This window comes from Bradyrhizobium frederickii (genome assembly GCF_004570865.1).
Lineage (GTDB): Bacteria > Pseudomonadota > Alphaproteobacteria > Rhizobiales > Xanthobacteraceae > Bradyrhizobium > Bradyrhizobium frederickii.
Window position 1 is genome coordinate 39543 of the sequence record NZ_SPQS01000019.1, and the last position, 18520, is coordinate 58062.

Consider the following 18520-nt stretch of genomic DNA (forward strand, 5'->3'; position numbering starts at 1 on the left):
TGGGTTCTAGGAGGATTTTTTCGTGCAAGAGACGGGCGTGCGCAACGGTGCCTTCGGCGTCGACAAGTTCGGCTTAAAGAATCTCAAGAAGGTTCACTGGAACCTCGGTGCGCCGCAACTTTATCAATACTCGCTCGCGGCGGGCGAGGCGGTGCTGTCTGCTGACGGCGCGCTCTGCGCCGACACCGGCGAGTTCACCGGGCGCAGCCCGAAGGACAAGTTCACGGTGCGTGACGCCACCACCGACAAGAAGATGTGGTGGGCCGGCAACCAGTCCATCACCGCAGAGCAGTTCGAGACGCTCTATCAGGATTTCCTCAAGCACGCCGAAGGCAAGAAGCTGTTCGCGCAGGATCTCTACGGCGGTGCCGACCCCGCCTACCGGATCAAGACGCGCGTCTTCACCGAGCTTGCCTGGCACTCGCTGTTCATCCGTACGCTCTTGATCCGCCCCGAGGCGATCGAGCTGTCGACCTTCGTGCCGGAGCTCACCATCATCGACATGCCGAGCTTCCGCGCCGATCCTAAACGCCACGGCGTGCGCTCGGAGAACGTGGTCGCGATCGATTTCGCCCGCAAGATCGTCCTGATCGGCGGGTCTTATTATGCCGGCGAGATGAAGAAGTCGGTCTTCACCACGCTGAACTATTACCTGCCCGAGCGCGACGTGATGCCGATGCACTGCTCGGCCAATGTCGGCGCCAAGGGCGACACCGCGATCTTCTTCGGGCTGTCAGGCACCGGCAAGACCACGCTGTCGGCCGATCCCAACCGCACGCTGATCGGCGACGACGAGCACGGCTGGGGGCCGAACGGCGTCTTCAATTTCGAGGGCGGCTGCTATGCCAAGTGCATCAAGCTGTCGAAGGAAGCCGAGCCCGAGATCTACGCGGCCTCGACCCGCTTCGGCGCGGTGCTCGAGAATTGCGTGCTCGACGAGGACACCCGCGTCGTTGATTTCGACGACGGCTCCAAGACCGAGAACACGCGCTCGGCCTATCCGCTCGACTTCATCCCGAACGCCTCGCGCACCGGCCGCGCGCCGCAGCCGAAGAACGTGGTGATGCTCGCCGCCGACGCCTTCGGCGTGCTGCCGCCGATCGCCAAGCTGTCGCCGGCGCAGGCGATGTATCACTTCCTGTCCGGCTACACCGCCAAGGTCGCGGGCACCGAGCGCGGTCTCGGCAACGAGCCGCAGCCGGAATTCTCGACCTGCTTCGGTTCGCCCTTCCTGCCGCTCGACCCCTCCGTCTACGGCAACATGCTGCGCGACCTCATCGCCCAGCACAATGTCGATTGCTGGCTGGTCAACACCGGCTGGACCGGCGGCAAGTACGGCACAGGCAGCCGCATGCCGATCAAGGTGACCCGCGCGCTGCTCACCGCCGCGCTCGACGGAAGCTTGCGCAACGTCGAATTCCGCACCGACAAGTATTTCGGCTTCGCGGTCCCGACCGCGCTGCCCGGCGTGCCCAGCGAAATCCTCAACCCGGTCAACACCTGGAAGGACAAGGAGGAGTTCGACAAGACCGCCCGCGCGCTGGTCGGCATGTTCCAGAAGAACTTCGCCAAGTTCGAAGCCCAGGTCGACGCCGACGTGCGTGCCGCCGCGCCGGACGTGAAGCTCGCGGCGGAGTAGTCGCTCTGTCTTCAACGAAAAGGGCGGCCGCAGGGCCGCCCTTTTTGTTTGTGGGCACGTCACTGGCCACACAACCGGTGTCGTCCTCGCGAACGCGGGGACCCATACCGCGTGATCTATCGAGGGGGTGCAGAGCAAGTACCGGCGAAGAATGATCACTCCGAATCTTCGTCAAACTTCTCCCTGTGGTTATGGGTCCCCGCGTTCGCGGGGACGACACCTCAGGCCTTGAAATACGCGATCTGCGTCGTGGTCGCGAGCAGCCGGCCGTTCGGCGACCACAGCTCGGCGTTCTGGTCGGCGTAGCTCTTGTGCATGATCTTGGAATCCGCCGTCGCCAGCACGCGGGCGATGTCTTCGGCCGCGAGCTCCTCGCTGTCGGTGTGGAAATAGGTCGTCAGCGACACCGTGCCGAACGGCACCAGCTCGCGCCTTGCATGGAAGATGCGGCCGAAGAAGGCGTCTGACATCGACATCAGCGACAGCATGTCGAGCTTGCGCGGCGTGCGGTCGCTGATCCAGATCTTCGAATAGGTGCTGGCGGGCTCCGCCTGCTGCGGGCCGATCCGCATCTCGCCCTCGACGAAGCGGAGTTCATACTGATTGGCCCAGGACGCCGCGATCTTCGGAAACGGCATCGTCTCCTCGAACGGCTTTGCATCCGGATATTGCGCCACCCGGTGCTCCCAGGACGGTCGCCGCTCGGCGAACACCGCGGTGGCGAGGGTTGCGACCTCGCCGCCGCCCTGGCTGAGCTCGACGCTCCAGTGCTGGCTGGAGCGGTTGGCCTTGACCAGCCGCACGTCCAGGTCAAACGGTCCCTTGGCGATCGGCGCGCAGTAATTGACGGTGAGCGCCAGCGGATCGCCGGCGCGTTGCGGATGCTCGATCAGCGCACGCAAGATTGTCGCGGCCGTGGCGCCGCCGAACGGGCCGACAAAGGCCCAGTAATCGTCGCTGGTGTGCCCCTGCCAGCTGGAGTCACCGGCGGTGATGCGGGTGGCTTCGTCGAACGGGTGCGGGAGCTTGGCGTGCATGGGAACTAGACCTTCACTACGCTTCCGTCCCAAAGACGAAATTCCATCGACTCATCATCGAGGCCATATTTTTGCGAACTCGCAAGATCGTCTGCCGGATCGTCTGTGACCCAGACATCCGCCACCGAGCCGCTTATGCGCTTCATTGCGATGACGCGTTCGCCGCTCTTTAGATCGGCAACGAAGTCGTTGATGGCGGTCTCCTCATCCTTCCCAGAAAGACTGGCAAGGATGCTGCCGTGCGTGTGCCAGGGGAAGCCGTCGAAACCCAGCGTCCAGTCCCCGTCAGGACATATGACGAGCAATCGAAGCTGCCCATCCGGGCTCGTATACTCACCGACAGGCACGATCAACTCCGGCTTGAGAAAGCTCAAACCGTCATATGACGGCTATCCTGCCAAAGCAATTACCTCGGGGGTAGCGATTTCACCTCGCGGAAAATCAGCCCGCAGCGTCGCGCAAATTCGGCAGCAGCGGCGTGGTCGGATTCACCGGCACGTTCCAGATCTCCTCGGCATATTCGCGGATGGTGCGGTCGGAGGAGAACCAGGCCATGCGCGCGACGTTGAGGATCGAGGCGCGGGTCCAGGCCGGCGCCACCTGCCAGCGCGCATCGACCGCGCGTTGCGCTTCGTAATAGGAATCGAAATCGGCGCTGACCATGTAATGGTCGAGATAGCGCAGCGCGTGCGCGATGGATTCGAAGCGGCCGGGATCGCCGGGCGAGAACTCGCCGGCGCCAATCGCGTTGATGGCGCGCTGCAGCTTCGGCGAACTGCGGATCACGTCGGAGGCGTCGAGCCCCTGCTTGCGGCGGATCATCACGTCGCCGGCCTCCATGCCGAAGATCGCGATGTTCTCCGCGCCGACATGGTCGCGGATCTCGATATTGGCGCCGTCGAGCGTGCCGATGGTGATGGCGCCGTTGAGCGCCAGCTTCATGTTGCCGGTGCCGGATGCTTCCATGCCCGCCGTCGAGATCTGCTCGGAGAGGTCGGCGGCGGGAATGATCACCTCGGCGAGGCTGACATTGTAGTCGGGCAGGAACACGACCTTGAGCTTGCCGGCGATCGTGGGATCGTTGTTGACGATTTCGGCGACATCGTTGATCAGCTTGATGATCAGCTTGGCGTAACGGTAGCTCGCCGCCGCCTTGCCGGCGAAGATCTTCACCCGCGGCACCCAATTGCCGTTGGGATCGTCCTTGATCGCCTGGTACAGCGCGACCGTCTCGATGACGTTGAGCAGCTGGCGCTTGTATTCGTGGATGCGCTTGATCTGCACGTCGAACAGCGCGCTCGGATCGACCTTGATGCCGAGCCGCTCGCCGATCAGGCGCGCCAGGGCCGCCTTGTTGTGGTGCTTGACGCTGCGGAATTTCTTCTGGAACTCGACGTCGCTGGCGCGCGCCTCGATCAGGCTGAGCTGGGTCGGATCGTCGAGCACGGCCTCGCCGCAGGTCTCGCGCAACAGATCGGTCAGCTTCGGGTTCGCCAGCATCAGCCAGCGGCGGAAGGTGATGCCGTTGGTCTTGTTGGTGATGCGGCCGGGATAGAGATGGTTGAGGTCGTGGAACACGGTCTCGCGCATCAGGTCGGAATGCATCCCCGAGACGCCATTGATGCGGTGCGAGCCGACGAAGGCGAGCTGGCCCATGCGCACGCGGCGCCCGCTCTTCTCGTCGATCAGCGAGACCGAGGCGCGGAAGTCGATATCGCCGGGGCAGCGCGCCTCGGCGAGCGCCAGGTGCTGCACGTTGATGCGGTAGATGATCTCGAGGTGCCGCGGCAGCAGCCGCTCGAACAGCTCGACCGGCCATGTCTCCAGCGCCTCGGGCAGCAGCGTGTGGTTGGTGTAGGAGAGCGTGGCGACGGTGATCTTCCAGGCCTCGTCCCAGCGAAAATTGTGCAGATCGACCAGGATTCGCATCAGCTCGGTGACGGCAAGGCTCGGATGGGTGTCATTGAGCTGCACCGCGACCTTGCTCGCGAGGCTGCGCAGCTGGCCGTCGGAGGCGAGATGCCGCTTCACCAGATCCTGCAGCGAGGCCGAGACGAAGAAATATTCCTGGCGCAGCCGCAGCTCGCGGCCCGCCGGGCTCTCGTCGTTCGGGTAGAGGAACTTGCAGATCGCCTCCGCGCGCGACTGCTCGGCGCTGGCGCTGACATAATCGCCCTTGTTGAAGGCATCCAGCTTGAGCGGATCGGGCGAGCGCGCCGACCACAGCCGCAGCGCGTTGACGTGCTGGCCGCGCCAGCCGACGATCGGCGTGTCATAGGCGATCGCCTGCACGGTCTCGGCGGGATGCCAGATCGCGCGGTCGCGGCCCCTGTCGTCGACATGCTCGACGCCGCCGCCGAAATTGATGTCGTAGATCACCTCGGGCCGCTGCAATTCCCAGGGATTGCCGAAGCTCAGCCATTCGTCCGGATATTCCTGCTGCCAGCCCTGGTTGATGATCTGGCGGAACAGGCCGTAATCGTAGCGGATGCCGTAGCCGATCGCGGGGATCGACAGCGTCGCCATGCTCTCCATGAAGCAGGCGGCGAGACGGCCGAGGCCGCCATTGCCGAGCGCCGCGTCCGGCTCGCATTTGCGCAGCTCCGGCAGCGAGACGCCGAGATCGCCGAGCGCGACCTCGAAGACCTTGAGCAGGCCCATATTGTTGAGCGCGTCGCTGAACAGGCGGCCGATCAAAAATTCGAGCGAGAGATAATAGACGCGCTTGCGGCCGGCGTCGTAGCTGTGCTTCTCCGCGGTGAGCCAGCGATGCACGATGCGGTCGCGCAGCGCCAGCGCCGCGGCCTGGTACCAGTCGTGCTTGGTCGCCATGCCGGCATCCTTGCCGATGGCAAGCCGCAGCTTCGCCAGGATCGCGCCCTTGATCTCAGCCAGCGCGAGTTCGTCGATGGGCTGCCCCGGGGCCGGAAAACTGGTCTGGAACGATGAATCCTGCAAAGCCGTCATTTCCTAGGTCGAACTCTTACCAATCTACGCGTCGTGCCCTTGCACTGGAACTGTGGCCGTGCGGTGCGTGGCGCTAATTTATGCAAGGAACGGGCCGAGTTGGGAACCCGGGCCAGCACGGAGAAACCGGGATTTAGTGCTAGATTACGAAAGAATTCAGCCATCAGTGTGGAGAGGAGACGATCATGAGACTGTTGATTGAAATCGTCGCTGCAGCCCTGCTCGTCGTCTGCATCAGCGCCTCCAGCGCGGCGTTTGCCGCCGGCACATCCGGCCGCAGCGCCGATGGCCTCAGCTGCGGCTTCACGGTCCCGCAAAAGGCGTCGCCCGCAGCTCGCTGCGCTGCGATCAAGCGCCAATGCGGCGGCAAGTTCTACGCGAATGCGTGCGGCGACAAACTGATGTCTGCGGCGAAATGAGCGCCCTGACCTCCAGCGGGCTCAAGCCGCCTTCGCCTGCACCGCATCGCAAAATTCGGCGAGACGATCCGCAAGCCGCAGCGTGGCCGGGCTCGCATCCGGCGCCGCCATCAGTGCAACCTCGGTCTTGTTGATCGGCGCAAAACCTTCCTTCGCCGTCAGCACGCGGTGGTCGGACTGGATCGACATCTCCGACAGGATGCTCAGCCCCATGCCGGCGGCGACCGCGGCCTGGATGCCGGCTAGGCTCGACGAGGTATAGGCGGTGTGCCAGGCGCGGCCCGCGCTTTCCAGCGCATGGATCGCCCCGGCGCGGTAGATGCAGCCGAGCGGAAAGCCGATCAACGGTACCGAGGGAACGTCGACGTCGATCGGATGGCTCTTGCTGGTGACCCAGTGCACCCGTTCCGGCCACACCGCGATTGCGCCGTTCGCGCCGGCCTCGCGCTTGAAGAGCGCAAGGTCGAGCTCGCCGCGCTCGAGATCGCGCGCCAGATGCTTGCTCTGGTCGGCCCGCACGTCGAGCCGCAGGCCGGGATGCGAGCGCGCGAACGCGCCCAATAGCTTGGCCAGCCGGTACGCCGCGAAATCCTCGGGGATGCCAAGCCGGACCGCGCCTTCGCCATCCGGCTGGCGCAACACGTCGCGCGCCTCCTCGGCCAGCGAGAGCAGCCGGCGCGCATAGGAGAGCAGCCGCTCGCCGGCCTCGGTCGGCCGCACGCTCTTGCCGTCGCGATGCAGCAGCACCTGGCCGATGTCGTCCTCCAGCCGCTTGATCTGCTGGCTCACGGTCGACTGCGTGCGATGGACGCGTGCACCGGCGCGGGTGAAGCCGCCGGCCTCGACCACCGAGACGAAGCTGCGCAGCAGCTCAAGATCCAACATCGCCGCTTCCATTTAAAAATCCACTGATCTCAAGTTAATCATTTAATTTCCAAATGACAAGCGACGTCCCTAGATCGAGGGCCAGAAGAAAAACATCCGAGAGCCCTCATGTCGCTCGCTCCCTCGATTTCGGCCCCAAGCACCCGCTTCAACACGCTGCCACTCGCCATCGGCCTGTTCTGCCTGCTCTGGAGCTACGCCTTCGTCGCCGGCAAGATCGGGGTCACCCATTGCCCGCCGCTGATCCTGCTCGCCGCGCGCTTCTCGCTCGCCGGCATTTTGATCCTGGGCGCAACGCTGATCCGCGGCGAGGCCTGGTCGCTCTCCTGGCGCGATGCCGCGATCTTCGCCGTGCTCGGCATCGCCAACAACGCGCTCTATCTCGGCCTCGGCTACACCGGCCTGCAATCGGTCTCCGCCGGCCTCGGCGGCCTGATCGTCTCAGCCAATCCGGTATTCACCGCGGCGCTCGCCGCGCTGCTGCTCGGCGAGGGCATGACCTGGCGCAAGGCCGGCGGCCTGCTGCTCGGCGTCATCGGCGTGACGGCGATCGTGTGGCATCGTCTCTCGGTCGGCACGGACTCGCTGCACGGCATCGTCTTCACGCTGGCCTCGCTGGCCTCGCTCGTCGCCGGCACCATCCTGTTCAAGCTGCTCGCGCCGAAAGGGTCGTTGTGGATCGGCAATGGCGTGCAGAACCTGGCTGCCGGCATCGCACTGACGCCGGTCGCGCTCATCTTCGCCGACATCCATGCGATCGACGTCACACCGAGCCTGATCGGCGCCTTTGCCTTCCTCGTGCTCGGCGGCTCGATCCTCGCCTATTGGCTCTGGTTCCATCTCCTGAAAGTGTGCGGGGCCACTGCCGCCAGCGCCTATCATTTCCTGATGCCGCCGCTCGGCATGCTGTTCGCGTATCTCGTCCTCGGCGAGCACGTCGAGGCGCGCGATCTGCTCGGCATTATTCCTGTCGCACTCGGGATCTATCTGGTGACGCGGCCGGCGAAGGCGGCGTCGTGAGCAGGGCGCCACAACCTCAACTGTCATGCCCCGGCTTGACCGGGGCATCCAGTACGCCGCGGCGGTTGTTGTGAGAGCGAGCTCTCCGACGAAGGCCTCTGGAATACTGGATCGCCCGGTCAAGCCGGGCGATGACGAGCGGAGAGAGTGACGCGCCCAGAATGAACGCGTGGACTAATCCTTCCGGAACACGATCGACGCCATCCATCCCGACATCAGCGCCATCGCGGCGGTGACGAGGCCGTAGAGCAGCCCGTTCTGCCTTGCGGTGGTGGCGACGAACTGCTCGAAGCCGACCTTGACGATCTCGAACGCGGTCTCGGTCTTGGCGATGAACGCGCCGTTCGCAAACAGCTTGATCTCCACCTCATAGGTGCCGATCGGCACTTCCGCCGGCAGCGGAATGCCGGTGCGGAACAGTGTCGGCGTCAGGAACGTGACGGCGCTTCCATCTTCGCGATAGAGCCCGCGCTGGGTGCGCAGGCGGATGAAGGCCGAGCGGAACGCGTCGTTCGGCACCACGTCGGCAAAATCGCCGCTGACGCGCTGCATCAGCAGCACGTTGTTCAGCCCGATCTGCTGCCGCCGCGCGATCTCGGGCGAGGTGATAGTTTCGAACGGACGGTTGGCGAACAGCGCCAGATAGCTCGGCACCTGCAGGAACTGCCGGTAGTCGGTGTTGATCCAGATCCCGAAGGTACGTTCCTTCCGCCGCGTCACCATGTCGGCGCGCGGGCCCATCACGGTGACGACGAGATCGTAGGTCGTGCGATCAGCGGGCGTGGTGGCATCCTTCTCCACCGAGCCGAACAGCACCAGCTCCTCGCCGGAATAGTTCGGTGTCACCGTGACGCGGTGGTTGGAGACCGACACGATCAGCCGCTCGGCGCGCGCGGCCGAGCCGAGCAGCAGGACGAGCAGGAATGCGAGCGCTGCGCGTCTCATCCGCTTACTCCCAGCTCGCGGATGGTGAAGAGATCTGCGGGCTGGATCACCAGCTCGATCGCGAAGCGGATGCCGACCGAGAGGATGAGCAAGCCGAGCAGCAGGCGCAGCTGCTCGCCGCGGATCTTCTGCGCGGCGCGGACGCCGAACTGCGCGCCGGTGACGCCGCCGACCATCAGAATCAGCGCCAGCACGGCGTCGACGAGGTGATTGGTCACCGCATGCAGCAAGGTCGCGAACAGCATGGTGACGAGGGTCAGCACCATCGAGGTTCCGATCACCGTCGAGGTCGGCACCCGCAGGAGATAGATCATGATCGGCACCAGGATAAAGCCGCCGCCGATGCCCATGATGGCGCCGATGAAGCCGATCATGATGCCGACGACCACCACGGGGATCACCGAGAGATAGATCTTCGAGCGCTTGAACCGCATCTTCAGCGGCAGGCCGTGGATCCAGTTGTGCGTGCGCCGCGGCGGCAACGCGCCGCGCCGGGTCCGCATCAGGGCGCGCAGGCCTTCCGAGAACATCAGGCTGCCGACGGTGCCGAGCAGCACCACGTAAGAGAGTGCGATCATCAGATCGAGCTGGCCGAGCGCGCGCAGCTGGGTGAAGGTCCACACGCCGAGCGCCGTGCCGGTCACGCCGCCGCAGAGCAGGACGCTCGCCAGCGCCGGATCGATCGCGCGCCGCCGCCAATAGGACAGCGCGCCGGAAAAGGAGGAGGCTGCGATGTGGCTGGTAACCGAGGCGACCGCGACCGCGGGCGTGATGCCGATGAAGATCAGCAGCGGCGTCATCAGGAAGCCGCCGCCGATCCCGAACATGCCCGAGACGAAACCGACCGCGGCACCCATCGCCAGCACCAGGATGACGTTGACGGGAAGATCGGCGATCGGGAGATAAAGCTGCATCGAAGGACCACGCTCCGGCGAGATGGATCGATTGCGCAAATGCCCGCCGGACGGTCGGAACGATTGCCGCGCCCCTCAATAGCGGAATTTACGGGCCGGAGGGACCGGGAATTTCGGGCGTGGTGAATGGGTGCGACGAACGTGGGATGCCTGCGACGACGGAGGTGCGCTCCCTCCCCCGCCTGCGGGGGAGGGTTGGGGAGAGGGTGTCTCCTCCAGCGAGAACCTCCAAGAGGCGAGAGCCCTCACCCGCCTCGCTTCGCTCCGCGACCTCTCCCGCAAGCGGGAGAGGTGCACCGAGCACGTGGCTCGCTTGGTTCGATCTGATGCTGCGCGTCTAATGCGCCGCCGATGCCGAGCGCTTCGCCGCGACCGGCTTCGGCGCGGGCTTGGCGCTTGCCTGCGGCGCGCTGTCCCAGCCCCCGTTCGGGGCCGGAACATTGACCGCATCATCCGGCTGCGGCTCGGCGCTGAAAGTCTGGATCGCGAGCTTGGCGGCGGCGAGCGATTGCGGGTCGAGCCGCTTGGCGACGTCGTCGCGCTTGCCGGACGCGTCCGCGTCGCCCTGCGCGGCCGCCAGGCTGAACCATTTGTAGGACTCGGCGAGGTTCTGTTCGACGCCGATGCCGCGAGCATAGAGGATGCCGAGGTTGAACTGGCTGTCGGCCACGCCGCGATCGGCGGCCTTGCGGAACCACTGCGCCGCGCTCTTGTAGTTAGCGCCGCGTCCGCCGCCGTCGGCATCGAGCACCGCGAGATTGTGCATCGCCTTGGCGTTGCCGCGCTCGGCGGCCTGGGTGTAGTAGCGGCGGGCGATGTCGGCGTCCTTCTTCACGCCCAAGCCCTTCTCATAGAGCGTGCCGAGCCGGAAGGTCGCGGGCACGACGCCGGCCTGTGCCGCGCGGTCGTACCATTTGGCGGCTTCGTCGTAGTTGGTCGCAACGCCCTTGCCCTCGGCAAAGCGCAAGCCGATCTCGTAGGCCGCGGTCGGATCGCCCTTCATCGCGGCGCTGCGCAAGGCGGGGCCACCGATGCCGTCGGGCAGCTTCTCGCTCGGCGGCACCTGGATCAGGCCGAGCCTGGCGCGGCTCGAGCCCGACAGCGCGCCGGTGACGTCGCTGTTCGCGGCCGGCGGCGGCACCGCTGCGGCGGGCGCCGGCGGAATTTCAACCGAGGCCGAGTTGCCGGCGGGCGCCGGCGCGGAATTGTTCTGGGATTGCCGGCCGATCGGCGTCGGCGAGGTCATCGAGGGCGTGACCTGCTCGGGCGTGGCTGGCTTGTTCTCGATCGCCGGCGGTGGCGACGGGGCCTGCGGCGCGGGCTGGCTGGAGGTATTGTCCATGGCCTGCGGCGCCGGCGGCGGGCTGCCGTCAAGCAGGTTCATCGCCATCTTGAAGGTGCCGAGCACGATCACGACCACGCTCGCGCCGACCAGCAGCGAGCGGATCTTCGAGGTGATGGTCGAACCGCCCTCCTTGCCCTTGTCCTTGGCGCGATCGGCGCCGGCCTTGGCGCCGCGCGCCGGTTTTTCCGGCTGCGCGGCGGCGGCCTGGGCGGCGCGGCGGGCGGCCGCGATGAAGCTCGACGACGAGACCGGCTCTTTCGCAGCCGCAGGAATGCCGCTGATCGCGCTCTCGGAGGCGGCGATGCGCTCCGACGGCGTGGCGGCGCGTCCACCCGGCCGTGTCCCCGGCTCGAGCGGATGATCCGGCGGCAATTCCGGTGCGAGCGCGGCGCGGGCGGGCGCCGTATGCGGCTCAAGGATCTCGCTGATCGCACGCGGCGGCACCGGCGGCGGCGCGGCGGGGGCAGCGGCATGGAATTCACGCGGCGCGGCGACGAAGGCGGCTTGCGCGTTCTGCGCCGCGGCGGGATTCGGCAGCTCGGGCTTCGGATCGTATTTCGGCTGCTGTGCTTGCGGCCGCGGCTCGCGCGCGACAGGCGCGGGCTCCATGGAAGCAGCCATCGGCATGGCCATCGGCTGCGGCGCGGCGGCCGGCGGCGCCGTACGCACCGCGCGCAGATCGCCCTCGATCATGGACAAGCGGTCGACGACATGGCCGAGCGCGCTATGGACGGCGTCGAGCGAGTCCTGGGTGCTGCGGTTGGTCTCGACCTGGCTGAAGCGGATGTCGGACAGTTCGCGCTTGACCAGATCGACCACGCCGGAATCGATGGGGGCCGAATTGCGGCTCTCGGCCAGCGCGGAATAAGTCGCCTGCTGCCGCTCCAGGTGCCGCAGGATGTCGTGCAGCCCGTCCTCGACGCGGCTCAGATTGCCGTTGCGCGGGTCGGAGGCGGCTTCGATCCGCTCCAGCAGGTACGAGACGCGCTGTTCGAGATGCGCGAAGGTCGAGGCGGAATCGTTGCCGACCTGCATGCGGTCGAAACGGTCCGACAGCGCGCGGATCGCGGCTTCCAGATGCTCGGTGCTTTCGGACGGCTGCGGCCGCTCGCGGGTTTCCAGCGCCGCGGTGAGCGCGGCGATGCGCTGCTCCAGCACCGCAAAGCTGTCGCCCTGGCCGGAGGCGCGGGTGACCTGGTCGACCTTGGACGACAGCAGCTGCACGTCTTCGGACAGGCGGGCCAGCGCTTCGTTGGAGGCGACGTTGGAGACGATGCCGCGCAGCGCCGCGATCGCGCTCTCGAGCTGATGCACCGTCGAGGGATCGTCATTGGCGCGCAGGATCAGATCGAGCTTGGCGCCGAGATTGCGGATCGCCTCGTCATAGCCGGTGAGCTGCTCGGCCGGCGTCAGCGTGCGCAGCACCTGCTTGATGTCGGACAGCGCGTGCTCGATGCCCGACAGCACCTGGCCGTCGGTGCCGTTGGACCGCGTCTCGTCGATGCGCCGATGCAGCGAGCGGATCTCGTTCTCGATCGATTCGATCGCGCGCCGCGGCATCGCCTCGGTGATGGCGGTGCGGATATCGGCAAGCTCGCTGCGGAAGGCGTTGATCGCCTGCTCGGTATTGTCGGGGCGCTGCAGCGATTCGATCTGGCTCGTGATCTTGAGCAGATGGCGCTCGAGCGAGGAGAAATCCGGCCCCGGCGGGGGTGGAGCATAAGCAGGCGCGGGCGGCGCCATCGGAGGTACGTAAGGAGCAGCCGAAGGCGCAATCGACGGTGCGGCGCGCGGCGGCATCTGCCTCGGCGCAAAACCGTCGAGCTCGCTCTGGCGCGCGGTGATCTCGGCGACGGCGACGTCGAACGAAGCCGGGCTCAAGGGCGGGGCGTTGCGATAGACTTGAGCTGCCGCACGCTCGACCGCATCGGCCTGGCGCTGGCGCGTCTCGACGGGTGAGGGCGCAGGTGCAGGCCGCGGCGCCTGAGGCTGCGGCGGGCGGGAGATTTGCGACAACCGCGCATCGAGCCGCGAGATCGCGTCGTTGAGCTGGCGTGCGACGCCCTGCTCGCGCGAGACATCCGGTCTCGACGAGTCCTGACGCGGCGCCGGCTTTGAAATCCGTTCGATCTGCTGGGTGATCGCGTCGAGCCGCTGGTGGATGTCAGCGACTTCGCGGCTCTCCTGGCTCGGAACGTGGGGGGCTTGTGGGGCTTGCGGACGCTGGTCGTAAGGGCCGCGAAAGTTGGGTGGCGCGGTGTCGCCGAGCGTGGAGTTCAGCCAATCGTTCAGCGACATGCCCGCGCGACGCGCAGCAGCTTCGGCCCGCTCCCTGACGGATGGATCGATGCCGTCCACACTCCACGATACGCGCGAATTCATGACTCTGTCCGGTTCCGACTCCGGCGCCCCACCCGGCGCCTCCAGCCTCCCCACGCGTGCCGGTTGTAAAGACAATCGAATTTGGCGCGGGTCGTCTGCCTCGTAAACCGACTTTTTCCTGTTACGGTAAATAACGAGTTAAGGAACGCGGCGCGGGTGTCTTAAAGTTGGGCGGCGGAACCGGGCGGCGGCGGGGGCGGTATCCTTTGCGACCTATAGTCGCCTCACACTTCGCCGTCATCGCGCGCGAAGGCGGGCGATCCAGTACGCCGCGGCGGCTCGATTCCAGCCGCGCCGTCTCAGAGTACTGGATGCCCCGCCTTCGCGGGGCATGACACCGTCGGTGTGGCGAGGGTCTCGAGCAGCGCCAACCCGCTCAGCCCTTCCCCTCGCGCTTGCCCTCGTCCAGCGGCACCACGGTCGCCTTGCCGCTCATCGCCGACAGCGCAGCGAGCGCCTCTTCGCAGAAGTCGGCCACCATCTGCTCGTGCCGGGCCCCAAGGCGGAGCAGGAGCAGATTGCCGAGATCGAGCCGGCCCGCGGCGGTGCCGTGCCGATTGATGCCAGGGTTGCGGATGCGCAGTGGCGACGTCCTGGCGAATGTTGAGCCAGATCAACGCCTGTCCCACGCCGGACCGGACTTTGAGCCAACGCACCCGGTCCGGGGCAGGCACCATGCAACCTTTGCTGAAGGAAATCAGGCAGACCCCATTGCTCTGGATGCTCGTCTTCGTGCCTGCCGTGCTGATCGCCGAGAGGGCGGCTCCGCACTCCCATACCCTATTGTTCGTGCTCGCCGTGCTTGCCATCGTACCGCTGGCTGCTCTGCTGAGCCACGCAACCGAAGCGGTTGCCGCCAAGACCGGCGATGCCGTCGGCGGGCTGCTCAATGCGACATTGGGCAATCTCACGGAGCTGATCATTGCGATCACGGCGCTGCGCGCCGGCCAGTACACACTCGTCAAGGCCTCGATCGCGGGCGCGATCGTGACCAACGTGCTGTTCATGCTCGGAGCCTGCCTGCTGATCGGAGGGCTACGCTACCATGTCCAGGAGTTCAACCGGTCCGGCGCGCGGCTCTATTCCGGCCTGTTGCTGATGGCGACGGTTGCGCTGCTCGCCCCGTCCGCCGTGGCCGACCTCGACCTCTCGCAGGGAGGGGCAGTCATGCACAAGCTCAGCGTCGGCATCGCCGTCCTGCTGATTGCTGCGTATGGCCTCGGTCTGCTGTTTTCGCTGAAAACCCACAAGGAGCTCTTCGCAAGCGCGGAGCATGGCGAGGGCGAGGCGCACTGGCCGATTGGGCTCGCGGTCGCCACGCTGCTCGTCGTCACGCTGCTCGTCGCGGTGGTCAGCGAGATCTTCGTCGAGTCGGTTCAGAAGGCAGCGGACACATTCGGGATGAGCCCGGCCTTTGTCGGGTTCATCATCGTCTCGCTGGTCGGTGCTGCCGCCGAGTTTGTGGTCGCCTTTTCCGCGGCTCGCAAGGACCGCCTCGACATGAGCGTCAGCATCGCGCTCGGCAGCGCGTCGCAGATCGCGCTGTTCGTGGCACCTGCCCTGGTGTTGCTCAGCTATGTCGTCGGGCCGTCGCCGATGAGCCTGCAGTTCTGGCCGGGAGCGGTGACCATGGTGATGATCGCGACCGTCACGGCGAGCTTCATCACGAGCAGCGGACGATCGGCCTGGTTCATCGGCGCGCTGCTCATCTTCATCTACGCGATTTTTGCTTTGACGCTCTACGTGGTCCCACCGACCGGCCTAAGCACGGGGTGAAGCCTTTTCAAGGGGAGCCGTCCCATCGCGTCATTTCGTCGCTCTGCAACAGTCCGTCGGCTGTCGCTGCAGACGGACTTTGGGGAGGTTCGCGGCCTAGCCCTTTTCGCGCTTGCCTTCCTCCAGCGGCACCACCGTCGCCTTGCCACTCGTGGCCGACAGCGCCTCCAGCGCCTCTTCGCAAAAGTCGGCCACCATCTGCTCGTGCCGGGCCCCAAGGCGGAGCAAGAGCAGATTGCCGAGATCGAGCCGGCCCTCGGCGGTGCCGTCGGGAAAGCGCTTCTTCAGGATGCGCTCGTAATTGGCGTGGCGGTCGCGGTGGTGCTCCAGCCGGGCCATCAGGTCGGTGCGCATGGGCTCGACGTCAATGCTGTCGAGCGCATGCAATCGCACGAGGAGATCGTCCTTGATCGAGGGCGGGGTGCTTGGCCGCGCGGCCCAGTGCCGCAGCGCTGTTCGGCCCTCCGGAGTGAGCGTATAAACCAGCTTGTTGGGCTTGCCCGATTGCACGACCTCGCGGCCCTGGATGTGGCCGCGGTCGCGCAGCTTGGAGAGCTCGCGGTAGATCTGCTGATGGTCGGCCTTCCAGAAGAAGCCGATCGAGGAATCGAACGTCTTGGCGAGCTCGTAGCCCGTCATCGGACGTTCCGTCAGGCATGCGAGGATTGCGTCGCCCAGGGCCATGATCGGCCTCCTTCGTCTTCTTCGACCTCGACCAACTCGCTTGACTTTATGCGCATTGGCGCATATGCGTCAATGTGCATATGCGGTGCGCGGGAGACGGACCGAAGATCCGACCCGAAAAACCCAGCGGAATCAATCGGCACGCTACTGTGCATGGGGTTGTTTTCGCGTTTTCTTGTCCAGGCCTTTAGGGAGGCAGCTGAGAATGACCGGCCTCGATTCCTGGTATGCCTACATGAGGTCTCACGACCGCACCGCGCTCTGGGATCTCCTGCATCCCGATGCCGTGTTCGAAAGCCCCGTGGTCCACACGCCGCAGCGCGGCCGCGACATCACCTTCAAATACCTCTCCAGCGCCGAGCAGGTGCTCGGCGGCCCGACCTTCACCTATGTCGGCGAATGGAAGAGCGCCGATGGCGCCGTGCTCGAATTCAAGACCGAGATCGACGGCATCGAGATCAACGGCGTCGACATCATCACGTTCGACAGCGAGGGACGCATCACGCATTTCAAGGTGATGGTGCGTCCGCTCAAGGCGATCAACATGCTGCACCGCCTGATGGCGGAGCAGCTGGCCGCCCAATCATGACCCTGCCCTGAGGTTGCAGAACCCGCTAAGCTCGCGGGCAAGGCTGCGTCGCAGGAACACTGACATCGCCACTTTCGAAGGCCCATTGCCGGGAGAACCCCATGCCGATCTACAAAGCCCCCGTCGAAGACGTGAACTTCCTGCTCAACGACGTCTTCCAGATCGACCGCTACGACAACCTCGCCGGCTTCTCCGACGCATCGAGCGACGTGCGCGAAGCCATCCTCGGCGAAGCCGCCAAGCTCGCCGAAGAGGTGCTGCAGCCGCTGAACCGCGTCGGCGATCTCGAAGGCTGCAAGCGCGCCGACGACGGCACCGTCACCACGCCGAAGGGTTTCAAGGAAGCGTTCAAGCAGGTCGCCGAGGGCGGCTGGCTCGGCCTGTCGGCGCCGACCGAATATGGCGGCCAGGGCCTGCCGGTGACGCTCTCGCAAGCCGTCAACGAATTCCAGATCTCCGCCAACATGGCGTTCTCGATGTATGGCGGCCTCACCATGGGCGCGACCGCGGCGTTGATCGTTCACGGCTCGCCGGAGCAGAAGCAGACCTACGTGCCGAAGATGGTGGCGGGCGAATGGACCGGCACCATGAACCTCACCGAGCCGCATTGCGGCACCGACCTCGGCATGCTCCGCACCAAGGCGGTGCGCCAGGCGGACGGCAGCTTCCAGATCACGGGCACCAAGATCTTCATCTCGGCCGGCGAGCATGACTTGGCCTCCAACATCATCCACCTCGTGCTGGCCCGCGTCGAGGGCGCACCCGCCGGCATCAAGGGCGTGTCGCTGTTCGTGGTGCCGAAATTCCTGGTCAATGCCGACGGTTCGCCCGGCGCGCGCAACGGCGTCGTCTGCGGCTCGCTCGAGCACAAGATGGGGATCCACGGCAATTCGACCTGCGTGATGAACTACGACAACGCCACCGGCTGGCTGATCGGCGAAGAGAACAAGGGCATGCAGGGCATGTTCGTGATGATGAACGAGGCGAGGCTCGGCGTCGCCGTGCAGGGCCTCGCGCAGTCGGAAGTGGCCTATCAGAACGCGGTCGCCTATGCCCGCGAGCGCATCCAGGGCCGCTCGCTCACCGGCGCCAAGGCGCCGGACAAGCAGGCCGACCCGATCATCGTGCACCCCGACGTGCGCCGCACGCTGCTGTCGATCCGCGCCTTCAACGAGGCCGCGCGGGCCTTCGTGATGTGGACCGCGCTGAAGAGCGACGTCGCCCACCGCTCCGAAGACCCGAAGGATCGCCAGGCCGCCGACGACCACATGGGCCTGATGACCCCGGTGCTGAAGGGCTTCCTGACCGACTACGGCTTCGCCAATGCGGTGCAGGCACAGCAGATGTATGGCGGCCACGGCTACATCGCCGAACAGGGCATGGAGCAGTTCGTGCGTGATGCGCGCATCGCGATGATCTATGAAGGCGCCAACGGCATTCAGGCGCTCGACCTCGTCGGCCGCAAGCTGCCGCGCGACGGCGGCCGCGCCATCATGGCCTTCTTCGGCGAGGTCATGGCCTTCGCCAAGGAGAACGGCGGCGACGAGGCGCTGAAGCCGTTCATCACCCCGCTCTCGGCCTCGCTCGGCCATCTCCAGCAGGCCACCACCTGGCTGATGCAGAACGCGATGGCGAAGCCGGACAATGCCGGCGCCGCCGCAACCGATTACCTGCATCTCTTCGGCTTCGTCGCGCTCGGCTACATGTGGGCGAAGATGGCCAAGGTGACGAATGCCAAGATTGCCGAGAGCGGGGCAACGCCCTATCTCTCGACCAAGCTGGTCACCGGCCGTTTCTTCATGGAGCGGATGCTGCCGGAGACGGCGGCCAATCTCGCGCGCATCCAGGCCGGCTGCGCCACCATCATGGAATTGCCGGCGGAAGCGTTCTGAGCCTGCTTCCGCTGCCCGCTCCCAAT

Annotated in this window: 15 protein-coding genes; 6 read left to right on the forward strand and 9 right to left on the reverse strand. The window is 65.9% G+C overall.

Going from position 1 to position 18520, the window contains the following annotated elements:
- Window positions 1-22: 22 nt before the first annotated feature.
- On the forward strand, window positions 23-1639 hold the full coding sequence (locus E4K64_RS28200; protein WP_135166403.1) for a phosphoenolpyruvate carboxykinase: 1617 nt from the start codon (window positions 23-25) through the stop codon (window positions 1637-1639).
- Between the two features lie 221 nt (window positions 1640-1860).
- On the opposite strand, the gene E4K64_RS28205 is transcribed toward E4K64_RS28200, so the two are convergent.
- The 3 genes from E4K64_RS28205 to E4K64_RS28215 form a co-directional block, all read right to left on the reverse strand.
- The gene (locus E4K64_RS28205) at window positions 1861-2676 is read right to left on the reverse strand and encodes an acyl-CoA thioesterase (protein WP_135166404.1); all 816 of its coding nucleotides are present in this window, start codon (window positions 2674-2676) and stop codon (window positions 1861-1863) included.
- Between the two features lie 5 nt (window positions 2677-2681).
- The gene (locus E4K64_RS28210) at window positions 2682-3023 is read right to left on the reverse strand and encodes a hypothetical protein (RefSeq protein ID WP_135166405.1); all 342 of its coding nucleotides are present in this window, start codon (window positions 3021-3023) and stop codon (window positions 2682-2684) included.
- 94 nt (window positions 3024-3117) lie between these two features.
- A complete protein-coding gene (locus tag E4K64_RS28215; RefSeq protein ID WP_135166406.1) occupies window positions 3118-5643 on the reverse strand; it encodes a glycogen/starch/alpha-glucan phosphorylase in 2526 nt (841 codons plus the stop codon).
- 185 nt (window positions 5644-5828) lie between these two features.
- Between E4K64_RS28215 and E4K64_RS28220 the strand changes: the two genes are divergently transcribed.
- Window positions 5829-6062: a hypothetical protein gene (locus tag E4K64_RS28220; protein ID WP_135166407.1), complete on the forward strand. Its 234-nt coding sequence runs from the start codon at window positions 5829-5831 to the stop codon at window positions 6060-6062.
- Window positions 6063-6083: 21 nt separating this feature from the next.
- Here the strand turns inward: E4K64_RS28220 and E4K64_RS28225 are convergent, their stop codons facing one another.
- Window positions 6084-6947 (reverse strand): LysR family transcriptional regulator, encoded by an 864-nt coding sequence (locus E4K64_RS28225; protein WP_135166408.1) that lies wholly within the window; start codon window positions 6945-6947, stop codon window positions 6084-6086.
- Window positions 6948-7055: 108 nt separating this feature from the next.
- On the opposite strand from E4K64_RS28225, the gene E4K64_RS28230 reads away from it, so the two are divergent.
- A complete protein-coding gene (locus E4K64_RS28230; protein ID WP_135166409.1) occupies window positions 7056-7967 on the forward strand; it encodes a DMT family transporter in 912 nt (303 codons plus the stop codon).
- A gap of 174 nt (window positions 7968-8141) precedes the next feature.
- On the opposite strand, the gene E4K64_RS28235 is transcribed toward E4K64_RS28230, so the two are convergent.
- The 4 genes from E4K64_RS28235 to E4K64_RS28250 form a co-directional block, all read right to left on the reverse strand.
- Entirely contained in the window at window positions 8142-8912 is a 771-nt protein-coding gene (locus E4K64_RS28235) for a TIGR02186 family protein (protein WP_126261053.1), read from the reverse strand.
- Entirely contained in the window at window positions 8909-9826 is a 918-nt protein-coding gene (locus E4K64_RS28240; RefSeq protein ID WP_135166410.1) for a sulfite exporter TauE/SafE family protein, read from the reverse strand. The genes E4K64_RS28235 and E4K64_RS28240 overlap by 4 nt, the downstream gene beginning before the upstream one ends.
- A 337-nt stretch (window positions 9827-10163) precedes the next feature.
- Window positions 10164-13553, reverse strand: a complete 3390-nt coding sequence (locus E4K64_RS28245; RefSeq protein ID WP_167772309.1) for an SEL1-like repeat protein — start codon at window positions 13551-13553, stop codon at window positions 10164-10166.
- Window positions 13554-13929: 376 nt separating this feature from the next.
- Window positions 13930-14136 carry a hypothetical protein gene (locus E4K64_RS28250; RefSeq protein WP_488225970.1) on the reverse strand — a complete coding sequence of 69 codons (207 nt, stop codon included), beginning with the start codon at window positions 14134-14136 and terminating at the stop codon, window positions 13930-13932.
- 92 nt (window positions 14137-14228) lie between these two features.
- Between E4K64_RS28250 and cax the strand changes: the two genes are divergently transcribed.
- Window positions 14229-15329, forward strand: coding sequence for a calcium/proton exchanger (gene cax / locus E4K64_RS28255; RefSeq protein WP_135166412.1), 1101 nt, complete (start codon window positions 14229-14231; stop codon window positions 15327-15329).
- A 96-nt stretch (window positions 15330-15425) separates the two neighbouring features.
- Here cax and E4K64_RS28260 read toward each other — a convergent pair whose 3' ends face one another.
- Entirely contained in the window at window positions 15426-16013 is a 588-nt protein-coding gene (locus E4K64_RS28260; RefSeq protein WP_135166413.1) for a PadR family transcriptional regulator, read from the reverse strand.
- 205 nt (window positions 16014-16218) lie between these two features.
- Between E4K64_RS28260 and E4K64_RS28265 the strand changes: the two genes are divergently transcribed.
- Window positions 16219-16602: a nuclear transport factor 2 family protein gene (locus E4K64_RS28265; RefSeq protein ID WP_126261056.1), complete on the forward strand. Its 384-nt coding sequence runs from the start codon at window positions 16219-16221 to the stop codon at window positions 16600-16602.
- Between the two features lie 101 nt (window positions 16603-16703).
- The gene (locus E4K64_RS28270) at window positions 16704-18494 is read left to right on the forward strand and encodes an acyl-CoA dehydrogenase C-terminal domain-containing protein (protein WP_135166414.1); all 1791 of its coding nucleotides are present in this window, start codon (window positions 16704-16706) and stop codon (window positions 18492-18494) included.
- Window positions 18495-18520: the final 26 nt, after the last annotated feature.

Excerpts from the sequence above, each read along its gene's own strand:
- E4K64_RS28270 (WP_135166414.1), top strand. The coding sequence starts at position 16,704 with ATGCCGATCTACAAAGCCCCCGTCGAAGACGTGAACTTCCTGCTCAAC.
- cax (WP_135166412.1), top strand. The coding sequence starts at position 14,229 with ATGCAACCTTTGCTGAAGGAAATCAGGCAGACCCCATTGCTCTGGATG.
- E4K64_RS28225 (WP_135166408.1), bottom strand. The coding sequence starts at position 6,947 with ATGTTGGATCTTGAGCTGCTGCGCAGCTTCGTCTCGGTGGTCGAGGCC.
- E4K64_RS28240 (WP_135166410.1), bottom strand. The coding sequence starts at position 9,826 with ATGCAGCTTTATCTCCCGATCGCCGATCTTCCCGTCAACGTCATCCTG.
- E4K64_RS28265 (WP_126261056.1), top strand. The coding sequence starts at position 16,219 with ATGACCGGCCTCGATTCCTGGTATGCCTACATGAGGTCTCACGACCGC.
- E4K64_RS28230 (WP_135166409.1), top strand. The coding sequence starts at position 7,056 with ATGTCGCTCGCTCCCTCGATTTCGGCCCCAAGCACCCGCTTCAACACG.
- E4K64_RS28215 (WP_135166406.1), bottom strand. The coding sequence starts at position 5,643 with ATGACGGCTTTGCAGGATTCATCGTTCCAGACCAGTTTTCCGGCCCCG.
- E4K64_RS28220 (WP_135166407.1), top strand. The coding sequence starts at position 5,829 with ATGAGACTGTTGATTGAAATCGTCGCTGCAGCCCTGCTCGTCGTCTGC.
- E4K64_RS28235 (WP_126261053.1), bottom strand. The coding sequence starts at position 8,912 with ATGAGACGCGCAGCGCTCGCATTCCTGCTCGTCCTGCTGCTCGGCTCG.
- E4K64_RS28245 (WP_167772309.1), bottom strand. The coding sequence starts at position 13,553 with ATGAATTCGCGCGTATCGTGGAGTGTGGACGGCATCGATCCATCCGTC.
- E4K64_RS28260 (WP_135166413.1), bottom strand. The coding sequence starts at position 16,013 with ATGGCCCTGGGCGACGCAATCCTCGCATGCCTGACGGAACGTCCGATG.
- E4K64_RS28205 (WP_135166404.1), bottom strand. The coding sequence starts at position 2,676 with ATGCACGCCAAGCTCCCGCACCCGTTCGACGAAGCCACCCGCATCACC.